Origin of the sequence: Marinobacter sp., from assembly GCF_048259445.1 — a bacterium.
Lineage (GTDB): Bacteria > Pseudomonadota > Gammaproteobacteria > Pseudomonadales > Oleiphilaceae > Marinobacter.
Genome location: NZ_JBLXHQ010000004.1, coordinates 173,351 through 199,136, shown reverse-complemented (window position 1 = coordinate 199,136; position 25,786 = coordinate 173,351). Strand labels below are relative to the sequence as shown.

The following is a 25,786-nucleotide window of genomic DNA, read 5'->3' as shown; positions in this document are numbered from 1 at the left end:
AGGGAGTTGCGCATGTCTCTGGAAGGCAAAACAGCACTGGTAACAGGTGCTACCCGAGGAATTGGAAAAGCTATCGCTCTGGCACTTGGAAAGCAGGGTGCAGAAGTAGTTGGTACCGCGACCAGCGCCGATGGGGCAGCGTCGATTACGGATAGCCTTCAGGCTGCAGGCGTCAGCGGTTATGGCATCGTAATGAATGTCGCTGATCCCGAAAGTATTGAAGCGGGCCTGAAAGAGATTGCCGGTAAATCCGGTGCACCTCTGATTCTGGTCAACAACGCGGGTATAACCCGTGACAACCTGCTGATGCGTTTAAAAGATGACGATTGGGATTCGGTGCTCGAAACGAACCTCTCAAGCGTGTACCGTACCAGCAAAGCCGTATTGCGAGGCATGGCCAAGGCGCGCTGGGGCAGAATTATCAACGTCAGCTCCGTCGTAGCCAGCATGGGTAACCCCGGACAAGCCAATTATTGTGCCGCAAAGGCTGGCGTGGAAGGCTTTACTCGCAGTCTGGCGAAGGAAATGTCGAATCGTGGCATCACATCAAATTGTGTTGCGCCCGGATTTATCGATACAGATATGACAAAAAAACTGGACGACGGGCAGCGCGAAGCTATGCTGGGAATTATACCTGCGGGTCGTCTGGGGCAGCCTGAAGAAGTGGCGGCTATCGTTGCTTTTCTGGCCTCTGATATTGCTGGTTATGTGACTGGTGAAACCATTCATGTAAACGGCGGAATGTACATGGGATAAGCTCCGGTTTCGGAGCTCGTGCGCAACCCCTTGTCGCACAACATGTTTAACCGGATCCCTGCTTGTTTGCAGGTAGGGTTTACACTAAACTGGCAGCACTTGAGTTGCTTGGTTGATACACAAAGTGAGGACATTATGAGTACAGTTGAAGAGCGCGTGAAGAAGATTGTTTGTGAACAGTTGGGCGTTAAAGAGTCCGAAGTTCAGAACTCATCTTCTTTTGTAGAGGATCTTGGCGCTGACTCACTGGACACCGTTGAGCTGGTCATGGCACTGGAAGAGGAATTTGAAACCGAAATTCCGGATGAAGAAGCCGAGAAGCTTGCCAGTGTACAGGACGCGATCGACTACATCGTCGCGCACACCTGATACTCTGCATTCAAGTAAGCTAGGCACAAAGCCGTCCTTGTTATTCAGCGAGGGACGGCTTTTTTATTGCCTGAGAAATACCCATGCTTCGGGTGCATTAGGTAACAGCGCAAAGACGGAATAACAGGTGAACGGGTTATGAGTAAACGGCGGGTTGTAGTCACTGGCATGGGTATGTTGTCTCCTCTGGGGAACGATGTGACGTCTTCCTGGGAAGGTATCCGGGCAGGTCGTAGCGGAATCGGAAAGATCGATCGCTTTGATGCCTCTGAATACAATACCCGTATTGGTGGTGCGATCAGGGATCTTGATCTGGAACCCTACCTTTCTGCGAAAGAAGCCAGAAAGCTTGATGCGTTTATTCACTACGGTTTGGTTGCGGCTCAGCAAGCGGTGGATGACAGCGGGCTTGCAGAATACGACGAGCTGGATCGTGATCGCGTCGGTATAGCCATAGGCTCAGGTATTGGTGGGCTGGAATATATCGAGAAGAGCGTGTTGACGATGGAAAAGTCGGGTCCGCGCAAAGTATCACCGTTCTTTGTTCCGGCGTCAGTGATCAACATGATCTCCGGTAATGCCGCCATTCGATTCGGCTACCGGGGACCAAATATTGCCATTGTTACCGCCTGTACGACGGGTACCCACAATATAGGCTACGCCGCCCGAACCATTGCCTATGGCGATGCAGATGTGATGCTTGCCGGTGGCTCTGAAATGGCTACGACGCGCACAGGTATAGCCGCATTTTCGTCTGCTCGCGCCCTGTCTACCCGAAATGATGAACCTGAGAAAGCCAGCCGCCCATGGGATAGAGACAGGGATGGTTTTGTACTCAGTGACGGTGCAGGGGTGCTGGTGCTGGAAGAGCTGGAACATGCCAAAAGGCGTGGTGCAACCATCTACGGTGAGATGGTCGGTTTTGGAATGAGTGATGACGCACACCATATTACAGCGCCGCCAGAAGACGGAGAAGGCGCGGCACGTTCCATGAGTAATGCGCTCAGGGATGCCGGCCTGAAGCCTGAAAACGTCGATTACATCAACGCGCACGGAACCTCAACGCACGTGGGGGATCTAGCTGAAATTGCGGCGGTCAAGCGTGTGTTTGGTGACCACGCAAGCCGGGTGGCTATGAGCAGTACAAAATCCATGACCGGGCACCTGCTTGGTGCTGCGGGAGCCGTAGAGGCAATTTTTTCCCTGCTTGCCATACGCGATGGTGTATTGCCCCCAACGATCAATCTCGATAACCCCGCTGAGGGTTGCGATCTTGATCTTGTTCCCAATGTCTGCCGCAACGCCGATGTCCGCGTGGCTTTGTCCAATTCATTTGGCTTTGGCGGCACCAACGGTACCTTGATTGTCAGCCGATACGAAGGCTGATCCGGTATGTTCAATCTGCGCTGGGCTGAAGAAGGTGGCTTCCCGGCCAGCGATCGGGGTGCTGCTTATGGCGATGGCCTGTTCGAGACCATAAGAATGCACGGAAATCGGGGTGTGCTCCTTTCCCGTCACCTTGACCGGATGGTTCGTGATGCCGGGAGACTGGGTATCCCGGTTTCTCTGACCGATCTTCGAAAAGCCTGTACCGCCGCGATTAACCGTTACTATGACCGTTTTATAAACCAGCAGACGGACGGCGACTGGGTGCTCAAATTGACTCTCACCCGGGGCGAGGGCGGCCGGGGATATCGGCCGGGCCCGGGAGTCAGGCCAAATCTTATGGTGTCTGCCGGGCCTATGCCGGAAGCTCCTCCGGTTGCCTATGGTGTTGCGGTTGACCTGTCCCCGGTCCCTTTGATGGTGAATCCGCTGCTTGCGGGGATCAAGTCGCTCAACCGGCTGGAACAGGTTATGGCCGCTCGAGAGATTGAAGGTGATCTGTTTGAAGTGATCATGTCAGACAGCGCCGGTAATCTGGTTGAGGGTACTCGTACCAATCTGCTACTGAAAATGTCAGAAGGCTGGGTAACACCTCCAGCCAGGAATCTCGCGGTTGCCGGCGTGCTGCGCCAGTGGGTGCTCGAAAGGCTCAGAGCCAGGGGAGAGCTGGTCGTAGAGCGGGCTGTCAGTATCGGGGATGTATTGGGGGCTGATTGTCGAGGACTCTACCTGTTAAACAGCGTTATCGGAGTTGTACCTGCGCGAAGTCTTGCCGGGCAGGATTTGCCTGTAGATGATGGACTTGCGACAATCTTTAATCCTCTCGAGCTGCTGGAATAATTCGTTTGTTCAAAAAACTTTTGATTGCAGGAATTTGCGCTGCTGTGCTGGTTGGCGCAGGGACAGGTTTGTGGGTCTGGCAAGGGCTGGGCTCATTATCCAGGCCAGTGATCCTGGTTGAACCGGTGTTATTCAACGTGCCTGGAGGTACAGCGTTCAGCGAGGTTGCCAGGCAGCTGGAAACTCGTGGCCTGATTGAAAAGAGCTTTTGGGTGCGAGTATACGGTCGTTTGTTTCCTGATCAGGCAAGAATCAAAGCCGGAGAGTATGAATTTACTGACGGTATGACCGCTGAAACCATGCTCGAAAAAATGGTGGCAGGTGATACCAAACACTGGTCTGTGCAGTTTATTGAGGGCTGGACATTCAGCGATATGCGCGCGGCGCTTTCCGCAACGGATCGCCTTGAAGTGCTGACCTCCGAGTGGACGGATGCACAGATCATGAAGGCCGTAGGTGCGGAAGGTGAACACCCGGAGGGGCGCTTTTTTCCGGACACATACCTGTTTACCAGTAGCGAGTCTGATCTCGACCTGCTCCGGCGTTCTTTCCAGCGCATGGAAAGCGTCCTTTCGGAAGAGTGGGCGGGCCGGGAAGAGGGTCTGCCATACGACAATGCCTATGAGGCTCTGATAATGGCCTCCATTGTTGAGCGGGAAACCGGTGCTCCCCATGAGCGGGGGCAGGTTGCAGGAGTATTTGTACGCCGCCTGCAAAAAGGCATGCGCTTACAAACAGACCCCACTGTTATTTATGGCATGGGAGACAAGTACAAAGGAAAAATAGGTAGCCGGGATCTGCGCACTCACACTCCGTATAACACCTATCGTATCAACGGCCTTCCGCCCACACCAATAGCGTTGCCGGGGCGAGAGGCCATCCATGCCGCACTGCACCCGGACCCCGGCAAAACCCTCTACTTTGTAGCCCGGGGCGATGGTACCCATAAGTTTTCCAGCACATTGGCAGAACACCAGAAGGCGGTCCGGGCGTTTCAGCTGAACCGGCGGTCGGATTACCGGTCTTCACCTGCTCCCGAGAAGGAAGAAAAAGAATGACTGCCCGTGGCCGGTTTATTACTTTTGAGGGAACCGAGGGTGTTGGCAAATCCACCCAGATCGCGAATGCCGCTGAAACTCTGAAAGCGCTTGGCGTTGATTGTATTGTTACCCGTGAGCCTGGTGGCACGCCTGTGGCCGAGGCAATCCGGGAGCTGCTCCTGGCCCCACGGGATGAGCCTGTGAACGAGCTCACCGAATTGCTACTGATGTTCGCAGCCCGGGCACAGCACCTGCACACGCTTATCCTTCCCGCGCTTGAAAAAGGAAAGTGGGTGCTTTGTGATCGCTTTACCGATGCAACGTTTGCTTACCAGGGAGGAGGGCGCGGCGTTCCATACGAGCGCATTGCATTGCTCGAAAACCTGGTGCAAGGCGAGGTGCGCCCCGATCATGTGGTGTTGCTGGACGCGCCAGTCGAAACCGGCATGACCAGGGCGAGGCACCGGGGGCAGTTGGATCGCTTTGAGCAGGAAGCAGTGTCTTTTTTCCAACGTATTCGAGAAACCTATCTGGCTCGTGCTGCGAGTGAACCCGAGCGCTACAATATCGTGGACGCAGCTTCCCCATTGGAGGAAGTAAGCGCCCGAGTCCGCGAACTTATGTGCAAGTTCCAGCCAGATCTGCTTTAATTGAGCCATATTCTCAATTAAAGGTACCGGTCGCGTCTATGCTGGATGCCCGTTTACTCAAACTGCCAATTGCATCTCACCAGCACCGCCATGAGCATCATCAGATAGTGATTGGTGTTCAGGGCGAAGCGGATTTGAGCGTTGACGGAACCGGATCTCATCTTGATACCTGGAAGGCTTGCCTCGTACCAACAGATGCAAGGCACGACTATTGCGGTGATCATCAGAATCACGTGATGGTCATCAATCTGGATCCCTCAACTCCTGCTATTACGTCACCACACCACGCCGACTATGAGCGGATGGTGCGTGTCTTCGAAAAGCCACGGACGATTCATATGGACAGTCGTTTGCAGGGGCTGGTCCAGTTTGCAGCCGGTGAGTTTGATCGATCCCCCGGCAACCTCGGAATGCATGGCCATCTTGCTGCCAGTATCCTCTATTGTATGGCAGACAGGGTTGTTGACCCGAAGGTGAGCGCACCGAGCCGGCATAGCCTCAGTCCAGACGCCATGCAACATTATATTAGGGACAATCTCCATCGGAAAATTACGGTGCAGGAACTGGCCAGCGAGGCCTGTCTGAGCGTAAGCCGTTTCCATGAGGTATTCCGTGAAGTGGTTGGAACCACACCGCACCAGTTCTTGTTACAAGCCCGCCTTAATCAGGCCATAAAACTCCTGGCCTCGACGCCACTTTCTGTGTCGGAAATCAGTTATCGGGTAGGCTTTTCATCGCAGAGCGCTTTGACCAATGCTTTGCGTAAACACAAGGGAACGACCCCTACCAGGCTGCAAGCTCGCGACAACGTTGCCTGATCTGCTTGTCAATTACCTTACTCCCGTAGAATTCCATAAAAAAATCGTAGGATTTTGTAAGCCGATAATACGTAGTAATACTAGGCTTGTTGTGTCAAATCTCATCCTTTCGATCTGGTGGTCGTTGCGGTCGCAAATTGGCAATACTTAACTATAGTTAAGGTCGAGTGTGCGGTACGTTGCCTCGCTCAGATTCGAAAGGCATTCCAGTAAACAAGAAGAACGACACAGTAAGCTGACGTGCATGTCAGGCCTGTGCTTTGCGAGCGGATATTGTCCGCTCTTTAAACCGGAGGAACCCCATGGCTATTGGTGTCTGGATTAGTCTGATTGGTTATTTTGCGCTCATGATCGCTATTGGCGTTTATGCGATGCGCACATCTACGTCTTCATCCGAAGACTATATGCTTGGTGGCAGGGGGCTCAGTCCGAAAGTAGCGGCTTTGTCTGCTGGTGCTTCTGACATGAGTGGTTGGTTGCTTCTGGGCTTGCCGGGCGCCATGTATGTCTCGGGCCTGGCTTCGGCATGGATCGGCGTTGGTCTGTTTGTGGGTGCGTTCTTCAACTGGGTTCTTGTTGCTCCCAGGCTGCGTGCACAAACCGTTCATTACGGTAACGCCTTGACGATTCCGGCGTTTCTGGCGAACCGTTTTCCTACCCAGGCATTGCCACTGCGAACAGTATCGGCAATCGTTATCGTGGTGTTCTTCGCGGTTTATACAGCATCTGGCCTGGTAGCGGGCGGCAAGCTGTTTGAAAGTGCATTCGCAGGAATATTCAACTTCGGTGGTCTGAGTGACTACAGCGTTGGCATCGTTATAACACTTGGCGTTGTATTGGCCTACACGGTTGTTGGCGGATTTCTGGCCGTGAGCATGACGGACTTTGTTCAGGGTTGCATCATGATGGTGGCGCTCGTGCTGATGCCAGCGGTTGTTCTTTTCGGCGAAGGCGGCGGTGGTTTTGCGCAGGCAACTCAGACTCTGAACGAGGTTGATCCGAAACTGCTCTCCTGGACGCAAGGGTTGACCTTCATCGGCTGGCTATCAGCAGTAACCTGGGGTCTGGGCTATTTTGGCCAGCCGCATATCATTGTGCGCTTCATGGCAATCCGTTCGGTGAAAGAAGTTCCGGCTGCCAGAAACATTGGCATGTCGTGGATGGCTATCTCCCTGATCGGTGCAATTGGCCTGGGCGTCTTCGGCCGTGCTTATGCAGTGCGCAACGGCATGGATATTGAAGATCCGGAAACCATCTTTATCATTCTTGCGGACTTGCTGTTCCATCCGCTGATCACGGGCTTCCTTTATGCAGCTCTGTTAGCGGCGGTAATGAGCACCATTTCCAGCCAACTGCTGGTGTCTTCGTCCTCTCTGACGGAAGACTTCTATCGCTTGTTCCTGCGTAAGGAAGCTGGCGATAAAGAGTGCGTAAACGTTGGTCGTGTATGCGTAGTGCTTGTAGGCCTTGTTGCTTCTGTTATCGCCTCCGACCCCAACTCGCAGGTTCTGGCGCTGGTGGGTAATGCATGGGCAGGTTTTGGTTCTGCGTTTGGTCCGCTGATCATTCTGTCGTTGATGTGGTCGCGCACGAATGGCGCAGGTGCACTGGCGGGTCTGATTGTGGGTGCAGGTACCGCAATGATCTGGGTGTCTCTGGGTTGGAATGGCGAGTTCATGGGCGGCCCTGGCGTCTATGAGATCATTCCGGGCTTCATTGCCTCCTTCATTGCTATCATTGTGGTGAGTCTTGCCACTTCTGATGCCAATGAGTATCAGGCAGTCGACCATAGCTAAAGACAGAGCGTAAATCGCTTGAAATTGAAAAGGGCTCCTGCGGGAGCCCTTTTTCTGTCTGGGTGCCAGGTGTATGGCACACAACTGGTACATAGGGCGCTTGGCAGCTATCTTTACAGGGTTACACTGCAGGCTTGAACCAGAATAATGATAAAAAGGAACCACTTCATGAGTAAGAAAAGAACGCTGAAATACGCCTCGGGGCTGCTGGCAGCCGCCATGGTATCTCTTTCTGCCGGCGCCCAGGCGGAAGGTAATTATGTGATGGGCACTGCCACAACGGGAGGCACCTATTATCCTGTGGGTGTCGCTATTTCAACGCTGATCAAGGTTAAACTTGAGCCTTCTACCAATATATCGGTTTCGGCAATCAGTTCGGCCGGCTCTGGTGAGAATCTGAAGTTAATGGACGAAGACCAGATCCAGTTTGGCATTCTCCAGGGGCTTTATGGCGCCTATGCCTGGAATGGTTCCGGGCCAGTCCCCAAAGCCTACAAAAACCTGCGTTCGGTTTCCATGCTGTGGCAGAACGTTGAGCATTTCGTGGTTACCAGAAAAGTCACGAAAACCGGCACAATCGAAGACATGGCCAACCTCTATGGTGAGAGCTTTTCCATCGGAGCCAGAAATTCGGGCACAGAAGGCTCGGGCCGCTTTATTCTTGGTAAGGTCGGTATCGATCTGGAAAAGGTAAATCTTGCATACCAGGGCTATGGTCCAAGTGCTGATGCTCTGCAGAACGGAAATATTGATGGTATGAACATACCGGCGGGTGTTCCTGCTGCTGCGGTAACAAGAGCCTATGCCAACATGGGTGACAAGATTACCACTCTGAACTTCACCCCGGAGCAGGTTGCTCAGGTGAACAGTGATTTCGAGCTCTGGACGCCTTACACCATTCCGGCGGGTACCTATCCGCAGCAGGCTGAGGATATCAACACCATTGCGCAGCCCAATATCCTGGCCGTCCGTGACGATGTCCCGGAGAACGATGTTTACGAGATCACCAAAACAATCTACGAAAACCTCCCGTTCCTGAACAACATCCATCCTGCAACCAAAGCGATGGCGCTCGAGAAAGCAATTGCCGGTCTGCCAATGCCGCTTCATGCCGGAGCCGCGCGCTTCTATCAGGAGCAGGGGCTGACAATTCCTGACCGATTGATTGCAGAGTAATGGTGCCGGATAAAACAGAAAGCGAACCGGTTGTTACGGTTCGCGATGAGAGTGCCAGCGAGGCGAGCGAACGTCTGGAGCACCGGCTGATTGGGCCGGTGGTCTTCTGGCTCGCCGTCGGCACGGCGCTCGTTCATCTCTATTTCAATACTATCTCTACCCTGTCGGAGCTGTGGAGTTCTTCTCTGCACTTCGGCCTTTTCGGTTTGATCTGCACGCTTGCGACCCCGATGTTCAGAGCACGCTCTATCGGTGGCCAGAGGATTGTTCTGGGAGTTGATGTGGTACTGGGGTTCACCGCGCTTGCCTGTGCTTTTTACCTGATTTTCTTTGAAGATGATTTGTATCAACGTGGATTCAACTTTAATACGGGTGACTGGGTTGTCTCAATTGTGTCGGTAACTTTGGTGCTTGAGCTGGCCCGCCGCACGGTTGGTTGGTTTATTCCGGTGCTCTGTGTGGTTGCGCTGACGTACGTCGCCTGGTGGGGCCAGTATGTTGACGGCATTTTCAATTTCCCCGGTCTGTCCTGGGAGACGGTTCTTTATCGCTCTTATATCGGCGGCCAGGGGATGCTGGGGTCGATCGCCCGTATTTCCTGGACCTACGTGTTCATGTTTATCTTGTTCGGTGCCTTCCTGGTAAAGTCCGGGGCGGGGGACTTTATTATAGAGCTGGCGCGCTGCGCGGCAGGCCGGTTTGTGGGTGGTCCGGGATTTGTAGCGGTGTTCGCCTCCGGCCTTATGGGGTCAGTCTCGGGTTCCAGCGTTGCCAACACGGTTTCTACAGGTGTTATCACTATCCCGCTGATGCGCAAGGCGGGCTTTCCTGCGCGTTTTGCGGCGGGTGTAGAAGCTGCGGCATCAACGGGGGGCCAGCTGATGCCACCGGTGATGGGGGCGGGGGCGTTTATCATGGCCTCCTATACTCAGGTGTCCTACCTCACCATAATCAGCGTTGCCGCCCTGCCGGCTCTGCTTTACTTCATCTCGGTGGGAATGTTTGTGCGGATCGAGGCCAAGCGCAGCCACGCCGTTAAACTGGAAGACGATTCTGCTCCTTCGCTCAAGGAGGTCCTGAAAGGTGGCTGGCACTTTTTGTTGCCGCTGGTTGTTCTTGTTGCAGCGCTTGTATACGGATACACGCCAACCTATGCGGCGGGGATTGCTATTCTGTCGGTGGTGGTGGCGTCCTGGCTCTCAAAACATCCGATGGGGCCACGGGATATTCTGGATGCTCTGGCGATGGGTACGCGGAACATAACAACGACAGCGATTCTGCTGATTACAGTTGGTCTCATTGTAATGGTCGTATCCACTACCGGCATTGGTAATACATTCTCGCTGATGATTACTGACTGGGCAGGAGGAAGTTTACTGATTACGATTCTGCTGGTCGCTCTGGCCTCCCTGATTCTCGGGATGGGCTTACCTGTGACTGCAGCCTATATTGTACTTGCTACGCTTTCTGCACCTGCAATATACAACCTGATCGCGCAAAGCCAGTTGGTTGAGCTGATGGTAAGCGGCAACCTGCCAGAGCAGGCCAAAGCCATCTTCATGCTGGCGGCGCCTGACAAGCTGTCGCTGCTCGACGGGCCCATGGATGCTGCAACTGCTCAGCAGATGCTCGCTCTGGTGCCGGATACGTTCAGCAGCCAGCTTCTTGAGCAGGCGCTATCGATGGAAGCTCTTTCCATGCTGCTGGTGGCGGCCCATATGGTTATCTTCTGGCTGTCCCAGGATTCGAACGTGACACCGCCGGTCTGCCTCACCGCCTTTGCCGCCGCAGCGATCGCGGGAACACCCCAGATGCGTACGGGTTTTACCGCCTGGAAGCTGGCCAAAGGGCTTTATATTGTGCCTCTTCTTTTCGCGTACTCGCCTTTGATCACTGGAGACTTTACCGAAATGATCCGGGTATTCTGTTTTGCCCTGTTCGGTATTTACGCGATCATCGCAGGCCTTGAAGGTTATCTTGAACACAAACTCAACTGGCTTGTGCGGCTACTGATGTTTCCACTCGGCGCGCTGATGCTTTGGCCCCATGGACAGATTCTGGTCGACGGTGCGGGGCTGGTTATTTTTCTCATTGTTCTGGTCTGGAGTAGTCGTTGTGGAAAGCGTCTGGATGCTGACAAGGCGGGATTTTCGAGCGCCACATGACTGCAATTGAAGTAATAGCATTGCTGGCGCTGGGCGGTATTGCAGGATTTATAAACGTACTCTCGGCAGGTGGTTCGATGCTGACCCTGCCGCTTTTGATGTTTCTGGGGCTGCCGCCACAGGTCGCGAATGGTACCAACCGGGTTGCCATCATTCTGCAGAGCACAACCGCTGTAGCGGGCTTCAGGCGCATGGGGCACGGCAATCTCCGGGTCAGCTTGCATCTTGCGGTGCCTGCGGTTCTGGGGTCGCTGCTGGGCGCCTGGGTAGCAACCTGGGTCGCAGACGCCATATTCGAACTGGTGCTGATCACCGCCATGATCGGCGCTTCCGTGTTCATGCTGCTGCCTCAGCCCAGGCTGGATACCAATCCGCTGACGCCGGACCGGCTTGGCCCGGTGATCTATATCGCCATGTTTCTGATTGGTGTCTACGGAGGCTTTATTCAGGTAGGTGTAGGCGCACTGTTTATTGTCGTTTTGTACCGCATGCTGCGCATTGATCTGCGCCAGGTGAATGTGTTCAAAGTGTCGATCATTCTGCTTTATACCCTACCAGCGCTGCTGATTTTTGCCCTTAACGGGCAGGTGCGGTGGGGCATGGGGCTGGTGCTCGCAATCGGTAATATCACGGGCGCATTTGTTGCCGTGAAAGTGAATCTGAGTGAGAAGGGCGCCCACTGGGTAAAGTGGATTACCCTTGTAATGGCAGGTGCAATACTGATCCGGCTCGTGGTCTATTAATCGGGGAGTGGCGGCAAGCTGCAATTAAAGCGGCAAAAAAAACGCCAACCCGGAGGTTGGCGTTTTTCGTGGAGCTGAACCTTGAAGGTCAGCGCTTAAGCAACATCCGCCTCAGCCGCCTTCTTGGTGTAGTTCTCCATCTGGTCAAAGTTCAGATACTTGTAGATCTCTGCTGACATGCTGTTCAGATCCTTGGCGTACTCCATGTACTCCTGCGGAGTCGGGAGTTTTCCAAGTATCGCGCCCACAGCAGCCAGTTCCGCAGAGGTCAGGTACACATTGGCACCATCGCCCAGGCGGTTCGGGAAGTTACGGGTAGAGGTAGACAGCACAGTGCTCTTGGCTGCTACACGTGCCTGGTTACCCATGCACAATGAACAGCCCGGCATTTCCGTGCGCACACCAGCGGTGCCGTAGATGTTGAAGTAGCCTTCTTCCATCAGCTGTGCCTGATCCATCTTGGTAGGAGGAGACATCCACAGACGGGTCTTCAGAGGCGCCTTGTTCTGCTCCAGCAGTTTACCTGCGGCACGGAAGTGGCCAATGTTGGTCATGCAGGAGCCGATGAATACCTCGTCTACCTTGTCGCCAGCGACTTCTGAAAGGAAGCGGGCATCGTCTGGATCGTTCGGGCAGCAAACGATGGGCTCTTTGATATCTGCCAGATCGATCTCTACAACGTGGGAATACTCCGCGTCTTTATCGGCCCGCATCAGCTTGGGATCGGCAATCCATTCTTCCATCTGCTGGGCGCGACGCTCGAGAGTGCGCGCATCGCCGTAACCTTCGGCAATCATCCACCGCAGCATGGTGATGTTGGAGCGCAGGTACTCGGCTACTGACTCTTCAGACAGGTTGATGGTACAACCCGCTGCAGAGCGCTCAGCAGATGCGTCAGACAGTTCGAACGCCTGCTCAACGGTCAGCTGCTCAAGGCCTTCGATTTCCAGAATGCGGCCTGAGAATTCGTTGATCTTGCCTTTCTTCTCAACGGTCAGCATGCCTTGCTTGATGCCGTAAAGGGGGATGGCGTGTACCAGATCACGCAGAGTGATACCTGGCTGCATTTCGCCCTTGAAGCGAACCAGTACAGACTCTGGCATATCCAGCGGCATAACACCGGTAGCAGCAGCAAATGCAACCAGACCAGAGCCGGCCGGGAAGGAGATGCCCATCGGGAAACGGGTGTGAGAGTCACCACCGGTACCAACCGTATCTGGCAGCAGCATACGGTTCAGCCAGGAATGGATGATACCGTCGCCCGGACGCAGGGAAACACCGCCACGGTTACGAATGAAGTCTGGCATGGTGTGCTGCATTTCGACGTCAACCGGCTTCGGATAAGCCGCTGTGTGACAGAAAGATTGCATAACCAGGTCAGCCTGGAAGCCCAGGCAAGCCAGGTCTTTCAGCTCGTCACGGGTCATTGGGCCCGTAGTGTCCTGGGAACCAACGGTGGTCATGTGTGGCTCGCAGTAGGTGCCCGGACGAACGCCTTGGCCTTCTTCCAGTCCACAGGCTTTGCCAACCATTTTCTGGCCCAGGGTGAAGCCCTTGGTGCCGGCTTCGGGATCGTTCGGAAGACGGAACAGATCTGTTGCACCGAGGCCCAGAGCTGCACGAGCTTTCGCGGTCAAGCCACGACCGATGATCAAAGGAATACGGCCGCCAGCCTGAACTTCGTCCAGGATAACGTCAGACTTGAAGCCGAACTCGGAGATAACCTCACCAGCTTCGTTCAGAATCTTGCCTTCGTATGGGCGGATTTCAATCACGTCGCCCATGTTCATGTCGTCTACCGGTGCTTCGAATACCAGAGCGCCAGCGTCTTCCATGGTGTTGAAGAAGATCGGGGCAACCTTGTTGCCGATACAGACACCGCCTGCGCGCTTGTTCGGTACACCCGGGATGTCGTCACCGAAGAACCACAGAACAGAGTTGGTTGCAGACTTGCGTGAAGAACCAGTACCTACAACGTCACCTACAAAAACAACGGGCAGGCCTTTGGCTTTGATTTCATCAATCTGGCTCATGGGGCCAGTAACGCCTGGCTCTTCCGGCTTCAGACCATCGCGTTCCATTTTATAGGCTGCGCGGGCATGCAAGGGGATGTCCGGGCGGGACCAGGCATCCGGCGCGGGAGAAAGGTCGTCAGTGTTGGTTTCGCCGGTAACCTTGAAAACCACCATTTTGGTGCTTTCCGCAACCTTGTTCTTGTTGGTGAACCACTCGGCGTTAGCCCAGGATTCAACAACGGATTTAGCAACTGCGTTGCCAGCATCCATCTTTTCTTTGACGTCGTTGAATGCGTCAAACATAAGAAGGGTGTGCTTGAGTTCATTCCCCGCCAATTCAGCCAGTTCGGCGTTGTCCAGCAGATCAACCAACGTGGCGATGTTGTAGCCGCCCTGCATCATGCCCAACAACTGGACTGCTTTTTTGTTGTCGATCAGTGGGGATGAGGCCTCACCTTTGACAATAGCGCTCAGGAAGGCAGCTTTAACGTAGGCTGCTTCATCCACGCCTGGCGGAATACGGTTTTCCAGCAGATCAACAAGAGTTTCCTCTTCGCCGGCCGGCGGGTTCTTCAGCAGCTCAACCAGAGCGGCAGTCTGTTCAGCATTCAGCGGCTTCGGCGGAATATCCAGAGCCGCACGTTCTGCAACGTGTTCACGGTAGGCTTCTAACACGATATGGACCCTCATCAGTTGGTATGTCCCGCGCTCTGGCAATACGCCTGGCGGGAGTTTTTTGGCGGAAAGACCTTAAGTTGGCGCTGCATTCTATAGGAAACCCCTTATAAAGTTAAGTTGGACAGAGGTCGGAGAAGTCTGTTAGCTGGGTTATAATCGCGCACCCAATTTATTGACATAGTTACCCACCATGAACAGCAAAACCGACACCATGGCTCAGGCCTTGCAAGAGATTCACGACTTTTTGCCTTGCGCTACGCCCCGGCAGTGGATTGATGACGCGCTGGCCAATCAGGATCTGATGCTGATCGATCACGCCCATTGCGAGAAAAAGGCCGCATCTACCGCGCTCAGCCTTATGTACCGCTACGTGGATAACTCGGATCTGCTCAACAAAATGTCGCGCCTGGCACGGGAGGAACTGCGCCATTTCGAGCAGGTTCTGGCCATTATCAACAAGCGGGGGATATCCTATTGCCACCTGACTCCGGCGCGCTACGCGGCGGGGCTGCGCAAAGAAGTACGCACGGATGATCCGGGTCGTTTGGTCGATGTTATGGTGGTGGGAGCTATCATTGAGGCTCGTTCATGCGAACGCTTTGCTGCACTGGTTCCGTTCCTGGACGCAGAGCTGGCGGATTTCTATAGCAGTCTGCTCAAATCCGAAGCCCGTCATTACCGCGATTATCTGGCTCTGGCAGAGCAGGCCAACGGAGAATGTGTTGATGCCAGGGTCGCAGACTTTCTGGCTATTGAAAAAGAACTGATTCTCGAACCAGATAGCGAGTTCCGGTTTCACAGCGGCCCTCTTGGCTAAGAGCCGTCAGGCTAGCGCGCGGCAAAGGCCCATCCAGGCATCAATGCCAGCACTGCGGTATTTTTGCCTGTGCAGGATGAAATAGAACTGGCGTTCAAAGTTCCGGTTTTCCGGTGTTTTGAGTGGCATCAGGCTGCCACGTTTGAATGCATCGGCGAGAACAACTTCTGACAGGCATCCTATGCCGAGATCAGCTTCCACGGCACGTTTGATGGCTTCGGTATGTTCCAGTTCCAGAAGTACGTTCAGATCCGGAAGCAGGCCGTGCATACCCCGTTCGAAGGTTTGACGTGTTCCGGAGCCTTGCTCTCTCATAATCCAGGTGGCGCTCCGAAGGTCTTCATCCGAAACTTCCTCCTTTTCGGCGAGTGGGTGGCTAGGTGAGCAGAACACCACCAGTTTATCGCCGCGCCAGGGTAAAACCTCAAGTTCCGAAGATTGCAGTTCGCCCTCGATCAGGCCGATATCCAGTTCAAAATCTTTGACCCGGCGAGCGATGGTGCTCGTATTAGCTACCTCCAGCGAAACCCGTGGCTGAGTAGGGGTATTCATGTATTGGGCCATAACGCCTACGGCCAGATAGTTACCTATAGTCAAGGTGGCTCCGACTTTCAGGGCGCCTACTTCAGAATGTTTGCTGAAGGCCTGCTCGAGCTCGGCTGCCTGGGCAAGAACAGCTTCCACCTTGGGCCGGTAGAGTCGCCCGAGTTCATTCAGCTGGAGGCGTTTGCCAACACGATCAAATAGCTGGATGTCGAACTGGTTCTCCAGCTCTTTGAGCGCGCTGCTCGCGGCAGACTGGGACATGGCCAACGATTCCGCAGCACGGGTAATGTTCTGGAAGTGAGCGGCCGCCAGAAAGACTTCGAGTTGTCTGAAACTGTATTTCATAACAAAATGCTCTAAATCGATGTATCCGAATAAGGTTATGGGAATAACCCATTTCATCGATAGGTTAGAGATGGGATAGAATTAAGGCAATTCATATTTGCAACATTCGCCGCCGATAACAAACCGGACAGGCCAGAGGTTTAAATGAGTAACCTGATAAAAGAAACTGTAACCAGCGTGCATCACTGGAACGATACACTGTTCAGCTTCAAGACCAGTCGCGATCCGGGGTTCCGGTTCAAGAATGGCCACTTTGTGATGATTGGTCTTGAAACTGAAGGTAAGCCGCTGATGCGTGCCTACAGCATTGCCAGCGCCAATTATGAAGAGGAGCTGGAATTCTTCTCTATCAAAGTGCAAAACGGACCGCTCACGTCGCGCTTGCAGAAGATTCAGGTAGGGGATGAAATCCTCGTCAGCCGCAAGCCTACGGGTACGCTGATCCTGGATAACCTGCTACCCGGCAAGAATCTCTGGCTGATAAGCACTGGCACCGGCCTTGCGCCCTTTATGAGCATCATTAAAGACCCGGATGTATACGATGCCTTTGATAAGGTCATCCTGACTCACGGGGTGCGTTATATCTCGGAGCTTGCCTATCAGCATGAAATTGAAGAGTTGCCGGAAAACGAATTTTTCGGTGAGATGGTCAAGGGCAAGCTTGAGTACTATCCCACGGTAACCCGGGAGCCGTTCCGTAATGAAGGCAGACTGACCGCTGCAATGGAAAGTGGCAAGATAACCCGTGATATGGGCCTGCCGGATTTCGACCCGGAAAACGACCGGTTCATGATCTGCGGCAGCCCCAGTATGCTTAAGGATACCTGTGCGATCCTTAACAAAATGGGCTTCAAAGAAGCTCGCGGCGGCGACATGGGGCACTTTGTGATCGAAAGGGCTTTTGTGGAGCAGTAAACCCCACGCCTGCAGGCTTGAATCGTCAGATTCGAAACCCGGAGCGAAAGCTTCGGGTTTTTTTATGAAGTCGGGAACTAAGTGTATAGTATTTGGTTTTAACGATCAGGAAGAGTTGCATGTTTTATTATGAGCTTCAGCCCCGCTTCAGCGACACAGATGCCCTGGGCCACATCAGCAATACAACGCTGCCGGTATGGTTCGAGCAGGCCAGAATGCCTTTGTTCAGCATCTTCCATCCGACACTGGATGTGAAAACCTGGCCGCTGATTATTGCTCGCGTGGAAATCGATTTTGTCGCACAGAGCTTTTGGCACCTTCCGGTTGAGATTCGCACGGGCGTCGGGAAGATCGGCAACAGTTCGTTTCAGGCTGTTCAGGAAGCCTGGCAGGATGGTAAGCAGATTGCGCGGGGCCAGGCAGTTCTGATTCACTTTGATTATGAAACTGAAAAAGCAGTGCCTATACCTGATGAAATCCGCAATCAATTGGCTAAACACCGTATCGAGTGACTAATGGCATCTGACACTGATCCTTCTTTGAAGAGCATGGCGGACGAGGTGAACTCTGTTATCCGGGCTGAAAAGAACCGGGGGCGATTCTCGATTCTGGTCTGGGTTGCGCTTGGAGCGGCCCTTATTGCTGGATTGGCATGGTGGCTATGGCCTGAGGACTCCCGCATTCAGTGGCAGACGCACAAGCTGGACAGAGCCGACATGGTACTCACAGCCATGGCGACCGGGAATCTTCAGCCCAAGAGTGAAGTGTCGGTAGGCGCCGAAATTTCCGGTTTGGTGAGCGAGGTTCTGGTCTCGGAAAATGATGAAATTCAGCGGGGACAGGTTCTTGCGCTTTTCGATACGGAAGAGCTTGAAGTTGCTTTGTTGCAGGCAGCAGCGGGCCTTGAGCTGGCGCGCGCGTCTCTGGCCGAGGCCGCGGCTACTCTGGAAGAAGCCCTGGTAGACGAACGCAGAACGGAGTCTCTGGTGCAGCGGGGAACTTCGCCCCAGGCAACGCTGGATAAAGCCGTTGCTACCCGGAAGCGTGCTGAAGCGAGATCGGCCTATGCCCGGGCTACTGTGCGCCAGGCTGAAGCAACGGTTTCCCAGGCCCGAACCCGACTGGAGAAAGCTGTCATTACGTCGCCTATTGATGGCGTGGTACTTCAGCGCAGTATCGAACCAGGTGCAACAGTGGCCGCAAATTTCCAGACACCTGTGCTTTTTTTGCTGGCTGAAGATCTGGCGCAGATGGAGCTTCATGTCTCTATGGATGAAGCGGATGTGGGATTGGTGAAAGCCGGCCAGCCTGCGACGTTTACCGTGGATGCCTGGTCGGGCAGGGAGTTTGAGGCCGAGGTATTGAAGGTTTACCTTTACCCCACGGTTGAAAACAATGTTGTTACCTATACCACTGTGCTGGCGGTCGAAAATTCAGGGCATCTCCTTCAGCCCGGAATGACCGCCACTGCAACCATCAATACAGGGCAACGCGATCAGGCTTTGAGGGTTCCGAATATCGCTTTCCGTTTTACGCCGCCCGCAACCGATACAGAGGGCGGTGGCATGTTCAGCCACCCAGCGGACCGCTCAAGGGAGGGTTCGCTGGCATCCTCAAATACTCTCTGGGTGCTTGAGGATGATCAACCCCGCCGGGTACTTGTGCGCAGTGGCTATACAGATGGTCGATATACGGAAGTTCTGAGCGATGAGTTGTCCGAAGGCGATGAGGTACTGACCGGAATATTGCGAGGCTCCGTTGAGTAGCGGCGCTCAGCTTCGAAATAACCAACCGGATGTGCCTGATTTGCCACCGGCCATAATCCGAATGCGTAACATCTTCAAGATCTATGGCAGTGGATCTGCCGAGGTAAGAGCCCTGGATGGTGTTGACCTGACCATACGGGAAGGCGAATTTGTAGCCATTATGGGCCCCAGTGGATCAGGCAAGTCTACCTGTATGAACATGATTGGCTGTCTTGACGTGCCTTCGACCGGTGAATACCTGTTCCGTGGGGTAAATGTAGGCGGCCTGGATCGTGATGAGCTCGCCTTGTTACGCCGCCATTTTATGGGTTTTATTTTCCAGAGCTTCAACCTTCTGCCACGGGTTAATGCTCTTGCTAATGTAGAACTGCCTCTGATTTATGACGGCGTCCGGCGTTCAGAGCGCAAGACCCGGGCAAAAGAAGCTTTGCGAATTGTCGGGCTTTCCGGGCGCGAAGCCGCTACCCCCAATCAGCTTTCCGGTGGCCAACAGCAAAGGGTAGCCATTGCCCGGGCATTGGTCACTGAGCCGCCTGTCTTGTTGGCGGACGAGCCTACCGGCAACCTGGATACTGCCATGGCAGATAGCATTATGGCGCAACTGGCGCAGATCCGTGCTGAACGGGGTATCACCATTATCATGGTAACCCATGAGCCGGACATCGCCCGCTATGCCGACAGAGTGCTTTACTTTGTTGATGGAAAGCTGGTCAAGGATGGAACCCCGGAAGAGGTTTTGTCGTGAGGTGGCTGGACATCTTTGTCATGGCCTTCCAGGCGATTGTCAGGAACAAGCTACGTTCGTTTCTGACAACGCTGGGTATCATCATTGGTGTTGGCAGTGTGGTGGCCATGGTTCATCTTGGCCAGTCCGCTACCCGAAGCGTTACCGACGAGATTGCCAGCATCGGTTCTAACCTTCTGTTTGTTATTCCGGGAACCGCACAACGTGGCCCCGGAGGTGTGCGCACGTCCGCGGAGCCTTTTGATCTTGAAGACGTGGATGCCATGGCACAGGAAGTGCCGGAAGTCCTTGTTGCTCCGGCAATTACGGTCAATCCGACGGTGGTCATTGGCAACGCCAACGAAACGATTCCTGTCATTGGAACAAATAACAATTACTTTGCCGTGCGCAACCACGAGATCGCCTACGGCCGGGCTTTCGATCCGGACGAACTGAATGCCGGATCAGCTGTGTGCATTATCGGCACTACGTTAATTGATGAGATGTACCTTGGCCAGGAGCCCCTGGGAACAACTCTTCGTGTCGGGCGTACCGCTTGTCGGGTGATCGGTGTGCTTGAAGAGAAAGGGCAGTCCATGGGCCAGGACCGGGACAAGACTATTCTTATGCCGGTCAAGGCGGTGCAGCGAAGGTTGCTCGGCAGTCTGGATGTGCAGGTAGTCTATGTATCGGCGCTTATTGACGGCAGTACAGGCCGGGTGCAGAAGGACATCGAGTCGCTGCTTCGTCAGCGCCGGAATATTGCCTCCCCGAAAGATGATGATTTCTATGTCCGGGATACTCAGGACATCGCAAATGCCCTGGCCAGTACCACCAATACCATGACTATTTTGTTGGGTGCCATTGCCGCAGTCAGTCTTCTGGTGGGTGGTATAGGAATCATGAATATCATGCTGGTGTCCGTCACCGAACGAACCCGGGAAATAGGCATTCGCCTTGCTATAGGAGCCAGAACCCGTGATGTGCTGACACAGTTCCTCGTTGAATCGATTGCGCTGTCGACTCTGGGCGGGATTATCGGCCTGATTCTGGGGGTCGGAGGCACATGGCTTTTAACATCCCGGCTCGATATGCCGTTTTTGCTGGCGCCGGGGGTCATGCTGCTGGGTTTTTGCTTCTCGGTTGCGATCGGCGTCATTTTTGGATTTTTTCCTGCCCGTAAAGCTGCCCGGCTCAATCCTATTGATGCGCTACGCCATGAGTAGCTGCAAACGACGTTATTGATGAGGTGCTCAAGTGGTTTATAAAGCATTCCGGCTGACTGTTTTGTCTTGCGTTTTAATGCTTTCCGGTTGTGATTCCGAAAACAGTCCTGCTGATGCCGGAGCGGAAGCTGTTGCCCCGGAAGAGGCTTTTGGGGTTTCTGAGGAAACCTCAATCGATATATCCCTTGCCCTTGAGCCTGCCCAACTGGACTGGGTTGGCCAGAAGATATTCCAGAACGAATGCGCCGGCCAGTTCCAGTGTCTCGTACATTGGAACGATGGTGAGGCGTTTCCCTCGCTGGGTATTGGCCACTTTATCTGGTATCCGGAGGGCGTTAACGAGCGATTTATAGAAAGTTTTCCGGCGCTCGTTGAATACATGAAACAGCGGCAACTCAACATCCCCTCGTGGCTGAGGGAGCTTGAGCCGTTTGAAGCGCCCTGGCCAGATAAGGCTTCTTTTGAGGCGGTGGAAAATTCAGTCGATGTTGCCGAGCTAAGGGAATTTCTGGCTGGCACCCAGGGGGTTCAGGCAGAGTTTATTGTTCGGCGCACCAAAGCCTCGTTTGCCAAAATCCTCGAATCTGTGCCTGAAGACCGGAAAACCCGATTGAAAGCTGATCTGGAGGCCCTGAGTTCTACCCCGGGTGGAATCTATGCCTTGATAGATTATGTCAACTTCAAGGGCGAAGGCCTTTCAGACGCTGAGCGATATGAGGGCGAAGGTTGGGGGCTCCGGCACGTGCTTCTGGCTATGGAGACCAATCCTGAAATCACAACATTGGATAGGTTCCGGGAGGCGGCGGCAAAAGTCCTCACCAGAAGAGCTGAAAACGCAGTGAACCCGATCGAAAAAAGCCGCTGGCTGAAAGGTTGGCTGAAACGCCTCGAAACATACAGGCAGCCGGACGGCGCCACCGCATACATTCAGCCAGGCAAAGCCCTAGTGTCCCGTCAGGATGCTCTTGAATGGGGCTCCGGCAGGGTGCGCACGTGAATATCTCTCTGAGGGAAGGGAATGCTTATTCCGGCTTCCATCAAGGCTCTTGTGATGGATGCATGTATTTCATGGGATAGTGGCATGATGTCCAGCAAGTCTTTGACAAAAACCCGGACTTCGAAGTTGATGCTGCTGTCCGCGAGCCCGACACAGAAAACTGCAGGCGCAGGATCATCCACTACGCGTTCATTGCTGCGGGCCACCCGGGTGAGTATTTCCTGAACCTTGTCCACATCAGAACCATAAGCAACACCCACCCGAAGGATAACGCGGGTAATCGGGTCAGAGAGCGTCCAGTTGGTCAGATCCTGGGTAACGAAAGTTTTGTTGGGGATAATCTGTTCTTTCCTGTCCCAGTCGACCAGTGTTGTTGCACGAATACGTATGCGGGAAACCGTTCCGGTTATGCCATCAATGGTCACCGTGTCGCCCACCCGAATAGGGCGTTCAAACAGAAGAATGATACCGGATACGAAGTTGGCGACGATTTCCTGCAGCCCGAAGCCAAGCCCCACCCCGAGAGCTGCGATCAGCCACTGGAGTTTAGACCACTGAACACCGATTACGCCGAGACAGATCACTACACCCACGAGTACGAGAACGTAGGTTGTAATGGTTGTAATGGCGTAGCCTGTGCCCGGGGCCAGATTCATCCGGCTCAGTAAGATTACCTCCAGGGTTCCCGGAAGGTTTTTTGCCGCAAGCACCGTGCCGGCTGCAACAAGCAGAGCGAGGAGCATGTCTGCAAGCGTAATGGGTAGTGGGTCGCCGCCCTGCAGGTCAGTCGCAATCGTCCACAGAGTAATGTCGTTGAACAGTTGCAGTGCGGGGATAACGCTGGCCCACAGGAGCAGCAAGCCAGTGATAGCGAGAGCCGATACCAGAATCCTCAGTAGCGAAGAGCTTTGCTGGCTGATGTCCTTGAGGTTCATCTCTGGCATCTCAAGGTTCTGAATCACACCTTCACCGGTGTTGTCGGCGGCCTCCCTGGCTTCCGCTGCCCTGCGTTCAGCAGCACGTTGCTCCCTGAGACGTTCGAGGGTTAGCCTGCGTTCACGAACGGAAAGTGCTCTCAAACCTAAATAGTAAATCATAGTGTTAAAGGCCAGCCAGCAGATGGTGATGAACAGGTTGCGTTCAAGCTGCAAGGCTGTGTAGTGGTAGCCGATCAGGGATGCGACGGCCAGCACAAGAGGCGCCGATATAGCTGTCACATGAAGCAACAGCAAAGCACTACTGTCGGGTTTTCCAACCCGAACTGCTTTGATGATCCGGTGCGCGAAAACGGACAGTGCGATGGATACGAGAGTAAAAAGCAGACGGCCAAGGCTGTCATCAAACCGGGCGCCTTCGGGCGTTGAACTTGTTGACGTGGTGATGACGGCTACGGGAATAACAAACGCCATAAGCAGCGGCAACTCCCGCCGGATGACCAGCAGAGAATTGGTGTTCCAGTGAAAGTGGCTTTCTCCAAGCCCCTGCTTACGGGCCACGTTTCGGATAAACGCGAGCAAAAACATAATAAAGGCAGCCCCCGTAAAGCCTTTTGAAAGTGCAGAGTAAAAGGCGTTACCTTCCATCAGCAACAAAGCTGTCAGAGAAAATACAATAACTCCCGGCAATGCCAGCAGAATACTGTTGATCAGCGCTTGCAGGGTATAGGCGGTTCGGTCGTGACCGACGTTTCCAATGTGGCGGCTGTTGGCCAGGAGGTTGTTTTTGATCGTCTTGCGTTTTATCAGCAATACGATAAGGAGCAGCGCCACCAGACCTATGCGCGCTCCGCGCTCGCCTACAGATCGGGAAAGCGCTTCGCTCAGGGCATTGAAGCTTAGCTGCGAGATGAACCAACTGGCAGATTCGTATAGCTCCCCGGCGGTTTCCAGGTTGACGGCGGCCGCGCTGGGAAGCCAGAACAGTCTTTGCTGCAAAAGCTTCTGGTATTCCTGAACCTGGTCCTGAAGGGTCGTCACAGTACCGTAGTATTCATTGAGCACATCTATGTGTTCGGTAACGGCTCTGTGCAGTTCGCGCAGTAGTTGCGAGCGACGGCTGCGAAGCTGGTTGCGCGCATCGTCGCCAGGCTCGGCAATGGCTTCAAACTCTTCCAGTCGCAGCTGTGCCTCCCTTGCTACGGAGAGTTTGTCTTCAATTCCCTGAATAAGATCACTGGCAACGCTTTGCCTCTGCAGACGCTCAAGCCGCTGCTTTAACAGGTCAGCATAGCGGGCGGTCAGGTTGAGGCCCGCTTTCTCCAGCCTTAACTCAAAACTCTTATACTCATCCTGCAGGCGGGTCAGAATGGATTCGGCATAGGTCAATCGTTCGCGGGTGTCTTTGACGGCAGCCTGACGTTGTTCAAGTGCCGCCAGCAACGCAAGGACCTGATCCTGAATATCTGCGTTGACCGCGTCCGGCAGTTTGATTTCCGGAGGCGCTTCGTTGCTGGCCTCCAGTTCCGGCTTTACCGCCGGGCGAGCTTCCTCTGTTTGCTCCCGGGTATTCCCGGGCTCTTCGGCCAATGCAGATAAGGTAGGCATGCAGAGAAGAAGAACCCCGGCCAGCCATGTTGTCAGAACTGCATAACGGGTCGGGCGTTGCTTCATTTTTTTGCAGTCCTCGCGTTGGCGGCCCTGTGTTCTAACTGTAACTCTCAGGGAAGATAGCTTTTGGAAGCCTCAGAGTGGCGTTTTATTCAGCTCCGGCTTCTTGCCGGGCTCAACGTTCAGCCACCAAACGTACTGGTCCCAGTCGCCCAGCACAATCCGCTTTGCCGCTTTTCCGTTTACAGTCAGATCGTGCTCGGCCGGTCTGTGGGTGTGGCCATGGATCATCAGCGGTACATCAGAGATTTCCATAACACGCACCACTTCATCTGGCGTCACATCCATAATGTCTTCGGCTTTGCCCCGGTTTGTGGCCATGCTCATTTCCCGGAGTTGCCGGGCCATTTGCTGGCGGTCTTTGAGAGGGCGGGCCAGAATGAGTTTCTGCGTTTGAGGATTGCGCATGTTAGCGCGGAATTTCTGGTACTCGACATCCGCGGTGCAAAGGCTGTCACCGTGCATCAGCAGGGTAGGGGTGCCGTAAAGATCGATAAGCGTGGGGTCGTCCAGCAGTGTCGCGCCGACCCGGGCACAAAAATCCTCACCCAGCAAAAAGTCCCGGTTACCGTGCATCAGGAAGATGTCAGTGCCACTGTCGCTCAGCGCGCGCAGGGCGGCTGCAATCTGTTCTTGCAGCGGAGTGCGTTCATCATCACCGATCCAGGCTTCAAAAAAATCACCCAGAATGTATAACCGCTCTGCGCCGGGAGCTGTTTTATCCAGAAAGCCAAGAAACGCCCCGGTAATATCGGGGCGTGACTCTTCCAGATGTAAATCGGAAATGAACAGCGTATTCACGCTGCGTCTCCGTCCTCTAGAACAGTAGCTTTTACAATCACCACGTTTTCGTGAGGAACGTCCTGGTGGCCTGCGGCCATAGTGGTTCGTACAGCGCGGATGGCATCAACTGTCTCCATGCCTTCCACTACCTTGCCAAATACGCAGTAGCCCCAGCCTTCTGCATTTTTTGCGGTGTGGTCAAGAAAGCCATTGTTCTCAACGTTGATAAAGAACTGGGCAGAGGCCGAATGCGGATCCATTGTGCGGGCCATGGCGACGGTTCCTTTCATGTTACTCAGGCCGTTATCAGCTTCGTTCTTGATGGGTTCACGAGTTTTACGCGCGGTCATGCCGGGCTCAAAACCGCCGCCCTGCACCATGAAGTTGCTGATTACCCTGTGAAAAATCAGGCCGTCATAGAAACCGTCACGAACATACTGCTCAAAGTTCTTTGCGGTTTCCGGGGCTTTTTCGTAATCCAGTTCGAGCTTGATATCACCGTGATTGGTTGTCAGCAGAATCATCAGGTTTTCCTGTTCGTTGGGTTTAAATCAGTTAAAGCCGATATTGTACTCAAGAGTTTCCGGCGATGCATGAGTCCGGCACTGATTTATGAGTATAATAGCCGG

23 protein-coding genes are annotated in these 25,786 nt (G+C 54.0%); 18 read left to right on the top strand and 5 right to left on the bottom strand.

Annotated elements, in window-relative coordinates; all coding sequences use genetic code 11:
• Nucleotides 1–12: 12 nt before the first annotated feature.
• From fabG to ACN0RL_RS04860, 11 genes are all read left to right on the top strand, one after another.
• Complete coding sequence (gene fabG / locus ACN0RL_RS04910; RefSeq protein WP_417514279.1) at nt 13–756, top strand: 3-oxoacyl-ACP reductase FabG; 744 nt, start codon at nt 13–15, stop codon at nt 754–756.
• 135 nt (nt 757–891) lie between these two features.
• Complete coding sequence (gene acpP / locus ACN0RL_RS04905; protein ID WP_012136033.1) at nt 892–1,125, top strand: acyl carrier protein; 234 nt, start codon at nt 892–894, stop codon at nt 1,123–1,125.
• Between the two features lie 138 nt (nt 1,126–1,263).
• Complete coding sequence (gene fabF, locus ACN0RL_RS04900; RefSeq protein WP_417514277.1) at nt 1,264–2,511, top strand: beta-ketoacyl-ACP synthase II; 1,248 nt, start codon at nt 1,264–1,266, stop codon at nt 2,509–2,511.
• 6 nt (nt 2,512–2,517) lie between these two features.
• A complete protein-coding gene (locus tag ACN0RL_RS04895) occupies nt 2,518–3,351 on the top strand; it encodes an aminotransferase class IV (RefSeq protein WP_417514275.1) in 834 nt (277 codons plus the stop codon).
• Nucleotides 3,352–3,356: 5 nt separating this feature from the next.
• Entirely contained in the window at nt 3,357–4,409 is a 1,053-nt protein-coding gene (gene mltG, locus ACN0RL_RS04890) for an endolytic transglycosylase MltG (RefSeq protein ID WP_417514273.1), read from the top strand.
• Nucleotides 4,406–5,041 (top strand): dTMP kinase, encoded by a 636-nt coding sequence (gene tmk, locus ACN0RL_RS04885; RefSeq protein WP_417514271.1) that lies wholly within the window; start codon nt 4,406–4,408, stop codon nt 5,039–5,041. The genes mltG and tmk overlap by 4 nt, the downstream gene beginning before the upstream one ends.
• A 38-nt stretch (nt 5,042–5,079) precedes the next feature.
• Nucleotides 5,080–5,859 (top strand): AraC family transcriptional regulator, encoded by a 780-nt coding sequence (locus ACN0RL_RS04880; protein ID WP_417514269.1) that lies wholly within the window; start codon nt 5,080–5,082, stop codon nt 5,857–5,859.
• 302 nt (nt 5,860–6,161) lie between these two features.
• Nucleotides 6,162–7,655 carry a sodium/proline symporter PutP gene (gene putP / locus ACN0RL_RS04875; RefSeq protein WP_417514267.1) on the top strand — a complete coding sequence of 498 codons (1,494 nt, stop codon included), beginning with the start codon at nt 6,162–6,164 and terminating at the stop codon, nt 7,653–7,655.
• 168 nt (nt 7,656–7,823) lie between these two features.
• Nucleotides 7,824–8,831 (top strand): TAXI family TRAP transporter solute-binding subunit, encoded by a 1,008-nt coding sequence (locus tag ACN0RL_RS04870; protein ID WP_417514265.1) that lies wholly within the window; start codon nt 7,824–7,826, stop codon nt 8,829–8,831.
• Between the two features lie 2 nt (nt 8,832–8,833).
• A complete protein-coding gene (locus ACN0RL_RS04865) occupies nt 8,834–10,996 on the top strand; it encodes a TRAP transporter permease (protein WP_417514263.1) in 2,163 nt (720 codons plus the stop codon).
• Entirely contained in the window at nt 10,993–11,739 is a 747-nt protein-coding gene (locus tag ACN0RL_RS04860; RefSeq protein ID WP_417514261.1) for a sulfite exporter TauE/SafE family protein, read from the top strand. The genes ACN0RL_RS04865 and ACN0RL_RS04860 overlap by 4 nt, the downstream gene beginning before the upstream one ends.
• A gap of 95 nt (nt 11,740–11,834) precedes the next feature.
• On the opposite strand, the gene ACN0RL_RS04855 is transcribed toward ACN0RL_RS04860, so the two are convergent.
• A complete protein-coding gene (locus ACN0RL_RS04855; RefSeq protein ID WP_417514402.1) occupies nt 11,835–14,429 on the bottom strand; it encodes a bifunctional aconitate hydratase 2/2-methylisocitrate dehydratase in 2,595 nt (864 codons plus the stop codon).
• Nucleotides 14,430–14,643: 214 nt separating this feature from the next.
• Here ACN0RL_RS04855 and ACN0RL_RS04850 point away from each other — a divergent pair, with 214 nt between their 5' ends.
• The gene (locus ACN0RL_RS04850) at nt 14,644–15,249 is read left to right on the top strand and encodes a tRNA-(ms[2]io[6]A)-hydroxylase (RefSeq protein ID WP_417514400.1); all 606 of its coding nucleotides are present in this window, start codon (nt 14,644–14,646) and stop codon (nt 15,247–15,249) included.
• A 6-nt stretch (nt 15,250–15,255) separates the two neighbouring features.
• Here ACN0RL_RS04850 and ACN0RL_RS04845 read toward each other — a convergent pair whose 3' ends face one another.
• On the bottom strand, nt 15,256–16,140 hold the full coding sequence (locus ACN0RL_RS04845; RefSeq protein ID WP_417514259.1) for a LysR family transcriptional regulator: 885 nt from the start codon (nt 16,138–16,140) through the stop codon (nt 15,256–15,258).
• A gap of 144 nt (nt 16,141–16,284) precedes the next feature.
• Here ACN0RL_RS04845 and ACN0RL_RS04840 point away from each other — a divergent pair, with 144 nt between their 5' ends.
• From ACN0RL_RS04840 to ACN0RL_RS04815, 6 genes are all read left to right on the top strand, one after another.
• Nucleotides 16,285–17,055, top strand: coding sequence for a ferredoxin--NADP reductase (locus ACN0RL_RS04840; RefSeq protein ID WP_417514257.1), 771 nt, complete (start codon nt 16,285–16,287; stop codon nt 17,053–17,055).
• Between the two features lie 119 nt (nt 17,056–17,174).
• Nucleotides 17,175–17,567 carry an acyl-CoA thioesterase gene (locus ACN0RL_RS04835; RefSeq protein WP_417514255.1) on the top strand — a complete coding sequence of 131 codons (393 nt, stop codon included), beginning with the start codon at nt 17,175–17,177 and terminating at the stop codon, nt 17,565–17,567.
• A 3-nt stretch (nt 17,568–17,570) separates the two neighbouring features.
• Nucleotides 17,571–18,821: an efflux RND transporter periplasmic adaptor subunit gene (locus tag ACN0RL_RS04830; RefSeq protein WP_417514253.1), complete on the top strand. Its 1,251-nt coding sequence runs from the start codon at nt 17,571–17,573 to the stop codon at nt 18,819–18,821.
• A gap of 61 nt (nt 18,822–18,882) precedes the next feature.
• Nucleotides 18,883–19,566, top strand: coding sequence for an ABC transporter ATP-binding protein (locus ACN0RL_RS04825; RefSeq protein WP_417514251.1), 684 nt, complete (start codon nt 18,883–18,885; stop codon nt 19,564–19,566).
• Entirely contained in the window at nt 19,563–20,771 is a 1,209-nt protein-coding gene (locus tag ACN0RL_RS04820) for an ABC transporter permease (protein ID WP_417514249.1), read from the top strand. Before ACN0RL_RS04825 ends, ACN0RL_RS04820 begins: the two co-directional genes overlap by 4 nt.
• 31 nt (nt 20,772–20,802) lie before the next feature.
• Nucleotides 20,803–21,768 (top strand): hypothetical protein, encoded by a 966-nt coding sequence (locus tag ACN0RL_RS04815; protein ID WP_417514247.1) that lies wholly within the window; start codon nt 20,803–20,805, stop codon nt 21,766–21,768.
• Here ACN0RL_RS04815 and ACN0RL_RS04810 read toward each other — a convergent pair.
• The 3 genes from ACN0RL_RS04810 to ACN0RL_RS04800 form a co-directional block, all read right to left on the bottom strand.
• Nucleotides 21,726–24,377, bottom strand: a complete 2,652-nt coding sequence (locus ACN0RL_RS04810) for a mechanosensitive ion channel domain-containing protein (protein WP_417514245.1) — start codon at nt 24,375–24,377, stop codon at nt 21,726–21,728. The two genes, ACN0RL_RS04815 and ACN0RL_RS04810, sit on opposite strands and share 43 nt — an antisense overlap.
• 72 nt (nt 24,378–24,449) lie before the next feature.
• On the bottom strand, nt 24,450–25,175 hold the full coding sequence (locus tag ACN0RL_RS04805) for a UDP-2,3-diacylglucosamine diphosphatase (RefSeq protein ID WP_417514243.1): 726 nt from the start codon (nt 25,173–25,175) through the stop codon (nt 24,450–24,452).
• Nucleotides 25,172–25,681, bottom strand: coding sequence for a peptidylprolyl isomerase (locus tag ACN0RL_RS04800; RefSeq protein WP_417514241.1), 510 nt, complete (start codon nt 25,679–25,681; stop codon nt 25,172–25,174). The genes ACN0RL_RS04805 and ACN0RL_RS04800 overlap by 4 nt, the downstream gene beginning before the upstream one ends.
• Between the last annotated feature and the right edge of the window lie 105 nt (nt 25,682–25,786).